Source organism: Paenibacillus tritici (genome assembly GCF_018207515.1).
In the GTDB taxonomy this organism is placed as follows: domain Bacteria; phylum Bacillota; class Bacilli; order Paenibacillales; family Paenibacillaceae; genus Paenibacillus_AQ; species Paenibacillus_AQ tritici.
The window spans coordinates 4,041,473-4,056,702 of the sequence record NZ_CP073365.1 but is presented as its reverse complement, the minus strand read 5'-3'; the positions used below and the strand labels follow the sequence as shown (position 1 = coordinate 4,056,702).

Here is a 15,230-nt window from a genome sequence, read left to right as displayed (position 1 = left end):
CCCTAGAGATCAAAGTCAACCTCTACGGTACGTTTCATCTCCTCTTCCTCTGAACTGCAGGACTCTATCAATCCATTGAATTTGTCGTATTCATGGTAGAAGGTCTGTGCCATTTGAACGACTTCGGTTGCCTTATCGTAGTCGATAATCTTTTTAGAGTAGTTGGTACAGTAGCTGCACGATTCACAGCTCTTCTGGCAGAAATGATCCTTCTCATAAAAAGGCTTGATAAAGCCCTCTAATTTTTTATTGTCCAGTAAAATTTTGAAATGGTTGATTGAATGGAACATGTTGATAATATCCATCAAATCTCCATCATAGCTTCGGTCAAAATAGCATTTCAAAGTTCTTACGGGGTCACCCTTCATAACCAAGTGCCGGCCCTGCAGCTTGAAATAATGAATACCGACAGAAGTGTAATAAGGAATGTCTTCGGGCCGCACCCAGGAGATTTTCAACAAATTCCCAATGTCTCTATACCTCTGAAGTACACACCGGTGTTCATAATAGTTCACACTAATTTCGCTGGCCGATCCGGTAGAATCTCCGCCTATCTGATTATAATGAAACATACGATACACGCAGTCCTTCAGACAAATCGGATTGATTATGACTTCCACCTTATCCCCGAAGGTCTTCACGATCTCCCGCAAGCTGCCGAAGTTGCGGTTAATGGATTCGTCCACAACAATTCTGTCGACACCCATATCCCGGTAAAAGCTTGCTTTATTCGCATTCGTAATTTGACATAGTGTAGAAGACTTGACTGCAAAATCATATCCGGACGACTTTATAATTTCTACCAGCGAAGGTAAAGCTGCGGTAATGGAGCGAACCCCTGCCTGATACAAATCAGCAAGGAAGCTCCGGATCTCCTGTACTCCTTCTCTTGTGAACTCTTTATTATTTAAATAAATGGCATTAATCGTATAATTAAAGTCTATATTTTTGGCATTGGAATATTCGATGTATCTCCGTAAATCCAGCAGGTCGATCCGGGGCAGCTGGCTAACGGCTCTACCTGAGGCCAGTTCATTATTAACCGTAATATTTCCGTAAGTCTCCAGTACCTTTGCATGAGCATATTCCTCATTCATTTGCGCGTACCGGTCAATGGTTTCCATTTTGAAATCAGAGGGAACGCTATAGTATTCCATGGGCTCACTTCTCCTTTGGTGGAAGACATGACTCAACCTAAATATCGAACTCAACAAGCAAATTTAATCGCTCGCTGTTTAGAACAGTTAACATGCTTTCTTTTTCTCCGGCTTCCATAAGCTCAATCTGCCTTACCTTCAACTCATTTTCGTTGGACGCGGACAAAATATGCTGCAGCACCCTATTCAAATGCAAGCCCATATCTTCTATTTCCGTTCCCGTGTACCTGCTGCTGTTATAGCTGAGGGTAAGCTCGATTCCGTGAAGCACAGAGATATTAAACACCAGATCATATTCAGCCTGGATGAGCATGGAATAGGAATTTACCCTGAGCGCATCATTGCCACAAATAGCTGCAAGATCCACCGGATAATTTTCCAGGACCACCATCGAATGAAACAGGTCATTTCCGCTTCCGCAGTACGTCTTGAGATCAGCTAGAGAGACATACTCGAACCCTTCTCTATCCTGCAGCATGTGCATGACTTGATCCAGCAGAGCAAGCAGCCTTTCTTCAGGTGTAATGTTCATCCGTAACGGCAAGGTATTAATGAACAATCCAACCATGTTCTCTACCTGCTTCAAATCCGGCTTCCTGCCCGACACGGTGGTGCCGAATACAATATCCTGCTCAGCATTGTATTTATACAGCAGAATCCCCCAGGCCGTATACATCAAGACTGCAAGTGTGATTTGATACTTCTTAAGGAAGATTTCTATCTCTGCCAGGCCAAAAGTTGAAGCTGGAACAAGGAAATTATTAATTGTTTTTTCCGCTTCTGTCTTTGGTTTTGGATTCTGTTCCGCAGGACTTCTGTATTTACGAAACCCTTGTAAGTATGTCTGCCAGTAGTCATGCTCTGCCTGCACATTTCTTCTGTTCAAGCTGCTTACGAAGGCTTTGTACTTGTTTTTGCAGGGTAAATCGGGCGTTCTGCCATGGTAGAGCTCATTATATATCCCGAAAAATTCCTTCAGCAAAACACCTGTGCTCCATCCGTCATAGAGAATATGATGATTGTTGAGAATCACGAGATACCGCTGCTCATTGGTCTTGCACACTACAATTCGAAAGGGAACATCCGTCAGCTCCACCCTTCTGCTGCGATCCGCGAGTATCAGCCTCTCTACTTCACATGAGGAGGCTTCACCGTCCTGCGCGAGATCAACAAACTCAATCACCGGGGAAGCATCCTTCAAAATAATCTGTACAGGATTCTCGATCAGCTCCCAACGGAACGTCGTACGCAGCATTTCATTTAATGCGACTACCTTATGCCAGGCCTGTTCAAACAAGGAGATATGCAGGTCCCCCGTTACCTCCAGGCTCATCTGCTCAAAGTATATATTGCTTGCAGGCTGCTTCAGATAATGAATCAGCATCCCCTTCTGCATCGGGGTCAGCGGCAAAATATCTTCAACATTGTCTCTGCGAAGCTTGTTCATAGCTACTCTCCCATTATGCAGTTGTGTATTGCGCCAGCTCCGCCAAGATAGCCCGGTCCAATTTGCCATTGGCGGTCAATGGCATCCTGTCTAGCTGAAACAGCTTGCTTGGCAGCATATAATCCGGCAAGAACGGCTTCAGCTCCGCTTTTAACCCAGCCAGCGACAATTCTTCTCCGGAAACAATGCAGGCGACAATATCAGCCGCTATGTCAGAGACTGGTCTGAATATTACTGCACACTCGGCACCTGGATGACTTTGGCGGATAACAGCCTCAATCTCCCCAAGCTCGATCCGTTGTCCGTTGATTTTCACCTGATGATCCAGCCGCCCCATATATTCAATATTGCCATCCGGCAGTTTGCGTCCCAAGTCCCCGGTCCTGTACATCCGGCTTGTGGGTCCTTGGACAAAAACCTCCGATGTGAGTTCAGGCCGATTGATATATCCTCTCGCCAAGTTGTCGCCTGTAATGCAGATTTCTCCCGGCTCGCCGTCCGGCTGCAGTTGTCCTTGCTTGACAATCAGAATGTCAGTGCGGGTAATCGGCTTGCCAATCGGTACTTTCTGAATAGGGCCTTCTTCCGGACAATCATAATAGGTCACATCAATCGTGGCCTCTGTCGGACCATATAAATTAATCAGCCTTGTGCGGCTGCGCTGATTCAAAAGCTCGTTGAATAGTTGAACACTGGACGGAGGCAGTGCCTCCCCGCTGGCAAATACAAATCTAAGAGCCGCCAATCTGTCAAGTTCCCCGGCACCGGCCACGTATTTCAGGAATACGTTCAGCATGGAGGGTACAAAGTGAATGACGGTAATATTGTACCTGCTGACCGCCTCAACAATAGTCTGCGGAAACTTCTCATAGCCCGGCTCCAGCAGGCAAACTTTTGCTCCGGAAATGCCCCACCACAGAAGTTCCCAGACGGACACATCAAATCCGAAGGGAGTCTTATGGAGTATCGTGTCATTCTCATCTATGGGATAAGCGGCCTGCATCCAATTCAGGCGGTTGGTCAGAGAACCATGCTCAATCATCACCCCTTTGGGAGTTCCGGTTGAACCCGAGGTATAAATGACATAGGCCAGGTCTGAGGAATGGTATTCCTGAGTTGCCGTGTCCTCTGTGTAAAGATATAGCTCCGGATCATCCAGATTAAGCTGCTCACCGCCAAATAAATGCGGATTGATATATGGCTTCCGGGCCAGCAGCAGGATAGCTCCGCTCTCTTCAAGCATAAAACGGATTCTGGCCTCGGGAAGGGTGGGGGGGATCGGGAGGTAGGCTCCTCCTGCCTTCAGAATGCCATATATTCCAATGAGCATTTCAAAAGAACGGTCACACAAGATGCCCACTATAGTATTGCTTCCTGCCCCTTTGCTTCTTAACCGGGCAGCCAGACCATCAGATTTCTCATCAAGCTGTCTGTACGTCAGTGATTCATCCCCCAACTGAACAGCCTGCCGTTCCGGCGTCCTTGCCGCTTGCCTGCGAAACAATTCTTGAACAGTCAACGCTTCTTCAGGACGTTCAATCATTGTCCCCTCCCTCCTTTCCTATGGATAGTAGCAGACATCCGGACAACGCTTGGCGATAAAGCTCTCCTTGATGGTTTGACTGAAATCAGGATCATTTACGGAGTGCCCGGACATTTCAATGATTTGTTTAAGGTTAGCAATGTCATTGGCCAAGTATTTAACCGAATACCCCCGGCCAACCACCTTCAGATGAGTAATACCAATCTGCCGCAGTTCCTTGACCTTGCATACACCGCAACCGTCCTTGCCAAAGCTGTCTTTAATCATTTGCTGCTCATTGCAATGTTCTGCCGGATGCTCGGGAGGGAGATTTTTAACTCTGTTTTTCAGATTATAAAAGCGATCCACCTTGGCAAACCGCTGCTGGCTGTAATTAAACCGCGCTATCCGGCTCGGGATATTGCAGCTAGAGACAAATTCATCACTGTGCACACTGTTACAAAAAGATCCTGAATAAAGACAAAAAGCATTCATGATAAACGCTTCATACTCCATCCCTTGCATGGAACTGTTGGTAATGCAGCTCATCATATTGTCCACCGTCGTTTTTCTCGGAAAAATAAAACGGCTGACATCGAATTGGTTAAAGAACTTCATGCTGACGTTGTTGATTACTTCAAGTTCGCTGCTGATATGGATGTCGCATTTGACTTCCTTTTCCCGCAAGTACAGAACAAGCGCAGGATCTCCGATGATAAATGTAGTGAAGCCCATATCCATCAGGCGTTCAATAATATCGAGAATCAGCGGATAATGCTCCTTCAAATAATAATGGGAGTTAAACGTAATTTTCACAGGAACCTGGTAGTGCTGAACCATCTTTCCAATAATTCGCATAGAACTGTACGTACCAATGTTATAGGACACGATCAGCGTTTCTCTGCGGTTTAGCGGCAGGACATTACTGTACCTCTTCAACCATTCATAGGGCACTATGCCGCAGAAAAATTCATCCGCGCCTGCCTGAACCAATGCTTCATAGCTATCGGCATTCGATAACGGGGCTACAATCTTCAAGCTTGCTCCCTCCTTCCTATTCCACCGAAAATACTAGTCTGTCGATCCCGTTTGCCACATATTGATCCAGCACATCCGGCTCCGTCAGCAGTGTCCCGTCGAACCCGAAAACGCTATTGCCCCGGCCAATCATATTCACATGCTTCGGGTATAGCTTGCATAGTTCTCCGCAAAATTGCGGACAATGCTCCACCAGCTTCTGCTTGTAGATGTTGAAATGAACACACTCAGCATAAAGCGGACAAAAAGCAGAGGTATTGATCTGGTAATAGGGAAAATGCAGACTGTGCGTCCCTTCGGGGATGCGATTACTGGTCCCATGCGCTTCAAATTCAAATCGGGTGATCCCCCATTTGTTTAAAAAGGCCGAATAATGCGGTGCGCTCACATTGTTCTCTTGCATTTTTTCCTTATGTCGCTCATAGCCGAACATAAGCTGTGTTCTCGGATCTTTTTTGATCTTATTGAGAAGTTTGCCGAGAACCGGAGTTATAGTCTGCCTATAAGGTTCAAGCAGTAAAAAGAGACTCCAGTCATTAACGGTGACTTCCACAGTCTTGCCCGCCGAAGAACACCATTCGTTCAAATTGTCCAGCAAGCGTTGTACAGGCTCTAATTGAGCCTCAGTCAATGAGGGAAGCACGATCGTAACGTCTAATTCTGCACTCAGGGCTTCTGCAAGCAGAACACAAAGGATCTCTTCATCAGGGCAGAGATGAGGACAGTAGTCATTACCGATATAGACCCTAGTCAGCGGCTGTGATACAAGCCAATGTTTGTCCAGACCAAGCCTTTCCAGCTCGCTTTGTATCAACGCCTTGTAGCCATACTGGGCCACTTGCTTATATAACCGGGTGTTATTAATGGCCAAAGCAAGCTCGTAGTCATCCAGTGAATGCCGGCCGGATTCTATTGTTGTTCTGCTGGCCGGACCAAACCATTCCGCTAATTGAAGCTCATAGCTTTCATGGAAATCGGAATCCTTTTCATAGTCGTACATTTGCGTATTGCGCAAAAAGTCAAGTGATCCCAGCCTGCTTTGAACCGGCCCGGATGCTGTCTGCGGGAATTCCGCCAGTTGGCGCAAAATGCCTGAATAATAAGGGAAATCTTCATGCTGGCCTATATCCACCTTAAGGGTGTAGGTGCAAGAAAATTCCCGCTGCTTCAACTGGAGAAGCTCACAATCCGTGAAACGGAATGCCTGATATTCACTACGGGTCAGATTAAAGATAGATACCTCAAGCACATCCACATCCTCGATCTGTTCGTCGCTTTCAAAAGTAATCTCGTCTCCGCAGATTTTCAGAATCCGATAATCTTGACCTTCAATAAATCCGATAGCCATAAGCGGCGGAATCTCTTGAAATTCCAGTCTCATCTTGTACATCGCCTCCAATATGAACTGAGTTATATATCTCTTTCAGTCCGGTTTATTCTGTAAGGATGCTATAGATCTGACCACAGAACGGGAGCTTTTGAAAGCCAGATACCCGCCGGGACGGCACGAATGTGTGAATCCCGGTATCATTTGAATAATTGGGGGAAATTTGAAGCAAATATGGTAAATGCCGCGGGACATTCTGGCCGACATACAGGCCGTAACCATTAAAATGCAGCCCCCGGACAAATCCGTTGAATTGGGTCAGTACCTGCTTATTACAGTAGACCATTCCTTTTGCCGAATCACAGAATAAAATATCTTTACCAATCTTAATTAAGGAATGAGGGGTATTCAGCTGTTCGGCATACACCTCATCCACAATATAGTCGTGCATATCCATTCCTAGAATAGCGCCGTCGTCCTTGAAGGCACCCCTGGTAAACATTCCGCTCCGGGAGGCCATGGCGATCAGAATGCGTTCGTTGTCTATCAGAATATCGCTGATATGCAACATCCCCGGAGTACTGTTCACAATGCTCTTTCCTACTTCGATCTGTTCTACCCGCTTTCCGCTCTCCAGGTCATACACTGCAATACGGTCCCATGCTGTCTCAATAATATAAGCGTAGTCCGATCCCCCAGATCTATGAATATCCATGCCATGGAGGTCGGCATCCGGCAAAGCTACTGTCCGCTCAATCTCATAATCAGAATTAAGATACAGCATGCCGTTGTTATCCTCCATGGCTAAATATCCGTCCTTATATCTCAGAAGAGTCCTGAAATCACCGCTAAGATGCTTGGTATATGATGATGATGCAGTATCGTATACGAATAGTCCGCCCTTGTTCGACCGGAACGACTCAACGGTTAAGATAACCTTATTGACATTATCGCTTTCAGAGACATAACCGTTATCCAGTTCCTTCAGATCAAAAATATATCTTCCGTCAAATAGCTGCTTTAGTGGGTCCAGCCCCATTTCCTGCAGACGCTTAACTGCTTCGGGATATTGGTCGGAAAATACAATGACTTTCAGATGCTCCCCATACTGTTCGATATAATTGGCGAAGCGGCCGACAGAGATAACTTCAAAGCCGCGCAGCTTTTTCCCGTCCTCCTCCACCCCCTCTTCTTCACTGACAAACAGCTCAATCTTGGGATACAGCAATTTACTGGATAAAGCGGCATAATATTTGGCATGTGTGTTCGTTCCGTAAATAACAAATCTGGCCTGGTCTACGTCAGAGACATGCATGTAGCGGCTGAGACTGTCTCTGCTGTTATAGGTTTCATTTAAAATGCCTCTCGCATAGTGGGTCCGGTATTGTTCAATGGACATAATCAGCCTCCGGGATCGTATTCTTCTCTTCAGTTAAGTCGTTTGAGTTTTTTGGCTTTGCGCGCATAGCTTTTTCCCAGAATCATCTGGCTGATCTCGCTACTTCCTTCGATAATTTCAAAGGTCTTGGAATCACGGTAGTACCTGGATACAGAGAAATGTTCATTACATCCTATCGCCCCCATAATCTGGACGGCGTGGGCCGAGTGTCTGGCGGAAGCAGCAGAAGCATAGTATTTGGCCGCCATAATCCTTTCGGTAGCTTCAGGCAGCCCTTCATCCTTCAACCGGCAGGCATCCAGGCATAGCAGCTTAGCGGCTTCCAGCTCGACTCCCATGTCAGTAATATATTTGCTGATAATGCTATGCTCGGCCAGAAAGCGGTCAAAGGTTCTTCTTCTGAGTGCATGGGCTCCGCTGTTCTCCAGACACCCCCTCAGCAATCCGACAGCTGCCCAGGCAACACTAATCCTGCCAAATTCCAGCGCATAGGGAGCAATATAATTAAAAGCAATACCTTCATGTCCGATCATATTGTCTCTCGGTACGATACAATTGCGGAATTCGAGCACTGCAAGATGGCCTGCCTTGAAGCCAAGCATATTATTCACAGGAATAACAGTAACCCCCGGCTGTGCGCGCTCCACGATACAGGCAGTCGGCTTGCCGTTCAGTTTGCCGAACACGATGAAAATGTCGGCCAATCCTCCGCATGTAATCCATCGCTTGGTTCCATTAAGGACAAATCCGTCACCTTCGGGCTTATATTCCGAGGTTATTCCCTGAATATCGCTTCCCGCTCCGGGCTCGGTCAAGGCAAAAGCCCCCAGTATCGAACCCTCCGCCAGTCTGGCCATCCACTTCTCCTTTTGCTGCTCGGTCCCCCATTTAAGCAGCGTCTGGGCAACCATGGTGTGCACATTAAATAGAGCCGTAAGGGATGCACTGCTTCTTCCTACAGCTTCATTGAGCAGCCCATAGGTCACACAATCCCATTCCTGCCCGCCGTATTGCCGGGGAATCATGCCTCCCATATATCCTCTGGCTGCACATTCCGCAATGATGTCCGGGGATAAGGCCTCGTCGATATCCCATTGGTTGGCATAAGGTTCCACCAGACTAGTGGCGAAATCCTGAAATTCCTTATACCGCTCCATTTGAGTCTCCGTCAGTGAGTTATGCATGGTGAACTTCCGCCTGTTTGTTATTTACAAAGGCAGCGATGGAATGGACGGATTGAAAGTGTTCCATATCCAAATCCACAATCCTGATTTTGATCTTGAAGCTTTTTTCCAGAAAGGTCATTAATTCAATAGCAAACAGTGAATTAACAAGTCCTTCCTCAAATATACGCAAATCATAATCCAGTTCCGATTGATTGATATGTTTAAGAATGAAGCTGCTGATCGTCTCCTCATAGCTGGTCATTTCATGAGTCATAGTCCATTTCTCCTCTTCTGCATGATTTAGCCGTATACATAAAAGCCTTGGCCTGACTTCTTTCCTAAACGTCCTGCATCCACCATTTTCCTCAACATCGGACAGCAGCGGAATTTGGAATCCTGATAGCTCTCATAAAGCACATCAAGAGATTTAACAACGGTATCAATTCCGATTAAATCGGCGGTTTCAAGAGGGCCCATCTTATGCCCGTAGCACTGCTTAAATATTCGGTCTACCGCTTCAGGTGAAGCGACTTGATCCATTACGACAAAAGCTGCCTCATTCATAAACAAATGAGAGACCCGGTTGGATACGAATCCTGGCAAATCCTCAACAATGATTGCTTCTTTCTCCATTAGCGCCAGAAATTGATTAACGAGTTGAATCGTTGCTTCGCTGGTATAATAGCCCTTAATGACTTCAATAGACGGCTTCAACACAGCCGGATTCATAAAGTGCATGCCGATAACTTGTCCGCTGCGTCCGGTCACACTCCCAACCTTCGTAATTGAAATACAAGAAGTATTGACTCCAAAGCACACCTCGGGCCGGCAAATCTCATCCAGCTTCCTGTAAATCCCCTCCTTGACAGCCCAATCCTCGGTTACATTCTCTATGATGAAATCGCACTGTCCAACCTCGGAAAGCACAGTAGTAAGCTGTATATTCTGAGCAGCCTCCTCCGGATTAATAAGAGGAAGTGATTTTTTCACCAAAGCTGAGAACCGTATATTGCGCATAATCTCCTGAAAGGCAGCATCAAGAATCTCCCCGGACAAATCAACGAGTACAACCTGGAATCCATGGAACAACAGATCAACAGCGATGCTCCTGCCCATGACTCCCCCTCCGATAACTCCCACGCTAGTAATGTTCATTCTTGCAGCACTCCCTGCGATATTAGTAGACTAAGCTTTTGTAGCAGAGCACCTTCCTCATTCTCCGGATCCGCTCATCCTCAGGAAGACCCTTGGCAGTCAGAATCGAATTGACAGTTCGCAGCACATCATGGATTTGCGGTGTGGTGAGCTCTCTCTGTTGATGATTACAGTCATGATACAAGCCTTTAATTTGCTGATACGGCTCAGATACGGCAGAGACATAATTCGTCATATCAGCATTGTGATTTTTGGTTGCGGCAACGGCAGCAAGACTATGTTTCAGAACTCTCAGATAGTCATTCTGCTCCAACAGCAACGCCTGACGCACTGTCACAACATCAGCCGGTTTGTCCACGGAATAACTCTTGAGCCTATCTGTATTGATAGCCGTTAAATAGGTCAATACGGTCTTTGGCCCAAGCTCCACTACGGAGTCAATACCTGCAGTAAGCAGATATTCAATGGAATTTCGCCAGCGCACCGGATGAATCAGCTGCAATGACAGATTGTCCTTGATAGAGCCGATCTCGTCCGGATAGGGCAGTGCATTCCAATTCGCCACAACCTCCCACCGCGGCTTTGAGAAGCTGTACTGGTCAAGAATGCCCCGGAGCAGGTCAGCCGCTTCCTTCATAAATAAACTATGAAAAGGGCCGCTCATCGGAATGGGAATAACCATCCCCCCGCTGTCCTCAAGCCGTGATGCTACTTTTTGAATCGAAGCCATTGTTCCGGAAATTGAGGTTTTGGCGGGGGCATCTACTGCCGAGACATAGATCACAATGCCTTCACTGAGAGCTTCACTGCAAATCTCCTCCACCTTGCGGCAGTCCAGATTGATCACCCAGGCCATGGTTCCTTCCGTTCCGGAGGTAGCCTCATTAATAATCAGAGCCCGCTTGTGTACAATCTCCAGCGTATCCTTGAAGGAAATAACCCCCGCACAACATAATGCAGTGTATTCACCCAGACTGTACCCCATAGTTGCAGCAGGCTGCAGACCCGTTTCCTCGGCAAATACCCGGTAACAGGCGATGCCCGAGCATACCAGTGCAGGCTTGCTGTACTCCAGCTTATGTAGCTTCTCTTCTTCTTCGCTATCAAAGCACAGCTGCCGCATATCCATATGGAGCGTGTCGCTGGCTTCTTCAAACGTTTCTCTTACAATGCTGTACTGCTCGTAGAGTTCCTTGCTCATGCCGCTGTACTGTGAACCCACTCCGGGAAAAGCAAAACATAAACTGTTCGTGTATGGAAACCTGCCCTCATGCAATTCCGTTCACCTCACTTTGCTCTCTGATATGGGCTGTTGCCTGAACCTGAGACAATTGCCCCGACTCCATCACCATAATGCGGTCGGCGATATGAAAATAACGGTCATCATGCGTAATGACGATGACGCATTTCCCCTGCAGCTTCAATCGCGGGAGCAGTACGGTATAGAAATATTCCTTGAATTCGGGGTCCTGCTCCGCAGCCCATTCGTCAAACAAACAAATCGGCCGGTCCTCAAGATAGCTGACGAGCAGTGCTAGTCGTTTTTTCTGACCACTGGATAATTTGAGACTGGAGAATGCCCCGTGATCAATTTCTAACTTTCCCTGGAGCTGCAGTTCATGCAGATGGAGGCTGATTTCCTCCGAATGAGCTTGGGTATCTACACCGTACAGCTTGTCAAACAGATAATAGTCACTGAACACAGTGGAATAATTCTCACTGAGCTCTCTCGGGTTAACCTTTTTTCCGTTTACATGGATCACGCCACGTAAGGGCTGGTACAGTCCGGTCATCAGCTTGGCCAATGTCGATTTACCGCTTCCGTTGCCTCCGACAATGAAAATAATCTCCCCTGAAGTACACGAAAAGCTGACTGGACCCACGGCAAACTCCCGCCCGTCTGCCTGGCTGTATTTGAATTCCACCTGTTGAAAGCAGATTTCGGTCTGCCCGCAGCATGAAAAGCTGTCTTCCGTGAGCAGCGGTTCATCCTCTTCCCGGAACGATTCCAGTTCCTTCGCCAGCAAGTTGATACGCCCCCAGCTGATTCGTACTCTGACTATATTGGGAATTGCATTTAATAACCCGTTAACGGGTCCTGTCATGTACAGGAATACAAACACATAGCTCTTCAAGGTGCTGTTCTGAATCTCATCAAACAATAGCGGAAACACAAAGGCGACTACCCCGATTACGAAGGTAAACAGAAGCTCTCCAATCACAAACACATTAGCGAAATTGATATCCCCCTGAATCCGCTTGTTCCTGTACGCTTCACAGCTTTCCCTGACGTCCCGGCTGAACTCCTGCCGTTTGTGTTTATTGATGTACAGCTCCTTGTACCCGAATATAAGATCGTGAATGAACTTGAAAAAAACGTTCTGCATATCACGAGTCTGTTCCCACAGCCTTCCGGCCATCTTGCCCGCCAAAAAATATGAGCCTGCAGCCAGAATAATGACGCCTATCGAAACCAGTAAGCCATAGAAATTGATGATGCCCAAGTAAATGAAACAGCAGAACAATGTAACAAAGCTGGTAATACCGGCAATTAGTACGTTGCTAAACCCGCTGATCGTCTCTGTATCGTTCACTAACGCAGATTGAATTTTTCCGTCTTCCATCGCTTCAAATTTGGCATAGTTGGCATTCATCACTTTGTCGATCAGTTCAATCCGTTTGGTGTATACAATATCGTTCGCCATAAAAATAACCTTGGATCTAACCAGACGCTGTCCGCAAACATATATAACGATACCTGCCAGAAAATAGAGTAATAGTCCGTCCTGAAAGCCGTCCTCCCGATTGAGTGCTGCATTAATAATGAAAATGATAACGGCATTGCCCAAACCGCTGACAACACTCAGGATGGAGACTACAAAGATCGAATTCCTTCTATTCCGGCTAAACAGCCCGTACAAGATACAATAGATTCCAAATACTACGACAGCTGTTAAGAGGGAGCCTACTGCGAATGGAAAACTCCGGGGGGCCCACACCTTTACAAAGTTCCAGGAAAGACCGGAATACATCACATTAGGCAAGATGGACAGACAATAAACCAGAATTGCCGTAACGAGACATAAGATCAACACTTTGACCAGAGAACCTTTAAAATCAGGACGCTCCCTTTCCTGCTTCGCTTTAAACAGAAGAGCGGCAATGAAATAAACGGTCAACAAGCTAAAAGTCAGCATCAAGACTATCATTGCACTTGAAAAATGGTCTAGACTCATGTACGAATCCCGCGACTTGTCCGGGAGCTCTTCCCCTGTCAGCAAGCTCATAATGCCTTGGCCGATCTCCTCGGTGAAGGAAGAATTCAAGTTAGCAAGAACGGCTACTCCCCATTGCTCCTCCGGCCGAATGACAAAAAATGACGAGAAGTTAGGATTAGAGCCGCCATGTGACAGTTCGCCTCCCCCTTTTTGGTAGTTGTTCCAGCCGAAGGCATAAGAAGAACCTTTTGCAGTGGGCGCTACTGTCCGGTCCGGGATATGGGAAGCATCAATCAGCTGTTGATCGAAATCAGAGTCAGCTTCGGTTCCTAACTGTATTTTCAGCCATTTGGCAACGTCCTTCAGATTGGAAATATAATAACCTGCCGGCGTGTTCCCTCTGTATGTCGGTGCATTATATGGTGCAGCCCGCAAGAACTGGAGCTTATACCCCGTTGCAAGAGGAGTCAGACCTTCAGCCCGGCCTGCGTAGGTATCCTTTAAATCAAGTGGTTTGAGTACATTGACGGACATATATTCTTCATAGGGTACGCCCGACACTTTCGCTATAATTAATCCTAGAATGTCATAGTTAATCGTTGCGTATTGGTATCGCTCCCCCGGATAAGAATCCAGCTTCTGCCCGACAACTGTACGTACCGTCTCCTCCAGTGCATCCCCGTCGTCTGAGATTGGAATATCATCTATGGTCCGGGATGGAATACCGCTGGTATGATGTAGTAATTGCCTCAGTGTTATATCAATCTGATCAGGAATGAATTGTCCCTTATAGGAGCCCTCATATCTCATTTCAAACCAGGGCAAGTAAGCCGATACCGGGGCGTCCAGATTGACCCTTCCTTCTTGCTGAAGCTTCAAGATTCCCAGTGCCGTGAAGGCCTTGCTTGTCGAGCCCAATTCAAATAAAGTGGCTTCCGTAACCGGCTCTTGAGTTGCCAGGTCAGCGTATCCGAACACTTTGCTGTACACGAGTTCATGTCCGCTGACTATAGCTACAGCAAGGCCGGGAATTCTCCCCTCATTCATTAAACTCCGTATATAAGCTTCAATTTCCTGATCCTTCAGATCCGCTCGCGAATCGGCAAATGCCGGAGCCGTACATAAGCAGCAAAGCAAGAGCAGAATAAGCACTGCGGCCGTATTTCGTATTTTATTCATCTGTTTCCCTTTTTTCCTGCCACAGCATAATGTACTTGAAAAGAGCATCGCTGGATTCCTCGACAGACAGGAGATTGGTGTCCAGCACTATATCCGGCTGCTGCGGCTCCTCATAAGGATCGGAAATTCCTGTAAAGTGCCCGATTATACCTTTAAGGGCTTTCTCATATAACTTTTTGGGATCTCTTTGTATGCATGTATCCAGATCTGCCTTAACATATACTTCGATGTAATGGGCGTCTCCGATTCGCTGCCGGGCTACTTCTCTCATTACAGCGTATGGCGAGATACAGGATACAATCGTAATGAGTCCGGCATCTCTGAACAAATCCGCCACTTCAATAATTCTTCTTACGTTTTCATTGCGGTCCGCTTGGGTGAATCCCAGGTTTTGGTTCAGACCATGTCTTAAGTTATCCCCGTCAAGAACATACACAAGCCTGTTGCTGTCAATCAGCTTCTTCTCCAGACTGCCGGATATTGTAGACTTTCCCGCCCCTGACAGTCCGGTCAGCCATACTACCATGCCTGACTGTCCTGTCAGCCGCTGCCTGTCAGCTTGTCTTGTCTCATTGTGATGCCAGATGACATTTGCATTCTGGCTTGACATCCTTCATCCCCT

12 protein-coding genes are annotated in these 15,230 nt (G+C 46.9%); all 12 read right to left on the bottom strand.

The annotated features are described in order from the left end of the window. Positions 1–2: 2 nt before the first annotated feature. Genes KDC22_RS17340 through cysC form a run of 12 tightly spaced genes read right to left on the bottom strand, consistent with a single transcriptional unit; the run spans position 3 to position 15,218 of the window. Positions 3–1,157: a U32 family peptidase gene (locus KDC22_RS17340; protein ID WP_173137201.1), complete on the bottom strand. Its 1,155-nt coding sequence runs from the start codon at positions 1,155–1,157 to the stop codon at positions 3–5. A 37-nt stretch (positions 1,158–1,194) separates the two neighbouring features. Continuing rightward, complete coding sequence (locus KDC22_RS17335; RefSeq protein WP_211719807.1) at positions 1,195–2,604, bottom strand: condensation domain-containing protein; 1,410 nt, start codon at positions 2,602–2,604, stop codon at positions 1,195–1,197. A gap of 13 nt (positions 2,605–2,617) precedes the next feature. Next, positions 2,618–4,147, bottom strand: a complete 1,530-nt coding sequence (locus KDC22_RS17330) for an amino acid adenylation domain-containing protein (RefSeq protein ID WP_211719806.1) — start codon at positions 4,145–4,147, stop codon at positions 2,618–2,620. A gap of 18 nt (positions 4,148–4,165) precedes the next feature. Next, positions 4,166–5,164: a U32 family peptidase gene (locus tag KDC22_RS17325; protein ID WP_211719805.1), complete on the bottom strand. Its 999-nt coding sequence runs from the start codon at positions 5,162–5,164 to the stop codon at positions 4,166–4,168. A 16-nt stretch (positions 5,165–5,180) separates the two neighbouring features. Continuing rightward, positions 5,181–6,563, bottom strand: coding sequence for a hypothetical protein (locus KDC22_RS17320; RefSeq protein ID WP_211719804.1), 1,383 nt, complete (start codon positions 6,561–6,563; stop codon positions 5,181–5,183). Positions 6,564–6,597: 34 nt separating this feature from the next. Then, positions 6,598–7,890, bottom strand: coding sequence for a YncE family protein (locus KDC22_RS17315; RefSeq protein WP_211719803.1), 1,293 nt, complete (start codon positions 7,888–7,890; stop codon positions 6,598–6,600). A gap of 29 nt (positions 7,891–7,919) precedes the next feature. Further along, entirely contained in the window at positions 7,920–9,074 is a 1,155-nt protein-coding gene (locus tag KDC22_RS17310) for an acyl-CoA dehydrogenase family protein (protein WP_211719802.1), read from the bottom strand. After that, positions 9,067–9,330 (bottom strand): acyl carrier protein, encoded by a 264-nt coding sequence (locus KDC22_RS17305; protein WP_246552702.1) that lies wholly within the window; start codon positions 9,328–9,330, stop codon positions 9,067–9,069. Before KDC22_RS17305 ends, KDC22_RS17310 begins: the two co-directional genes overlap by 8 nt. 26 nt (positions 9,331–9,356) lie before the next feature. After that, entirely contained in the window at positions 9,357–10,211 is an 855-nt protein-coding gene (locus KDC22_RS17300; RefSeq protein ID WP_173137215.1) for a 3-hydroxyacyl-CoA dehydrogenase family protein, read from the bottom strand. A gap of 22 nt (positions 10,212–10,233) precedes the next feature. Further along, positions 10,234–11,487, bottom strand: a complete 1,254-nt coding sequence (locus KDC22_RS17295) for an ACP S-malonyltransferase (RefSeq protein ID WP_281424866.1) — start codon at positions 11,485–11,487, stop codon at positions 10,234–10,236. Further along, a complete protein-coding gene (locus tag KDC22_RS17290; RefSeq protein ID WP_343221759.1) occupies positions 11,480–14,608 on the bottom strand; it encodes a cyclic peptide export ABC transporter in 3,129 nt (1,042 codons plus the stop codon). The genes KDC22_RS17295 and KDC22_RS17290 overlap by 8 nt, the downstream gene beginning before the upstream one ends. Then, positions 14,601–15,218, bottom strand: coding sequence for an adenylyl-sulfate kinase (cysC, locus tag KDC22_RS17285; protein ID WP_211719799.1), 618 nt, complete (start codon positions 15,216–15,218; stop codon positions 14,601–14,603). The genes KDC22_RS17290 and cysC overlap by 8 nt, the downstream gene beginning before the upstream one ends. Positions 15,219–15,230: the final 12 nt, after the last annotated feature.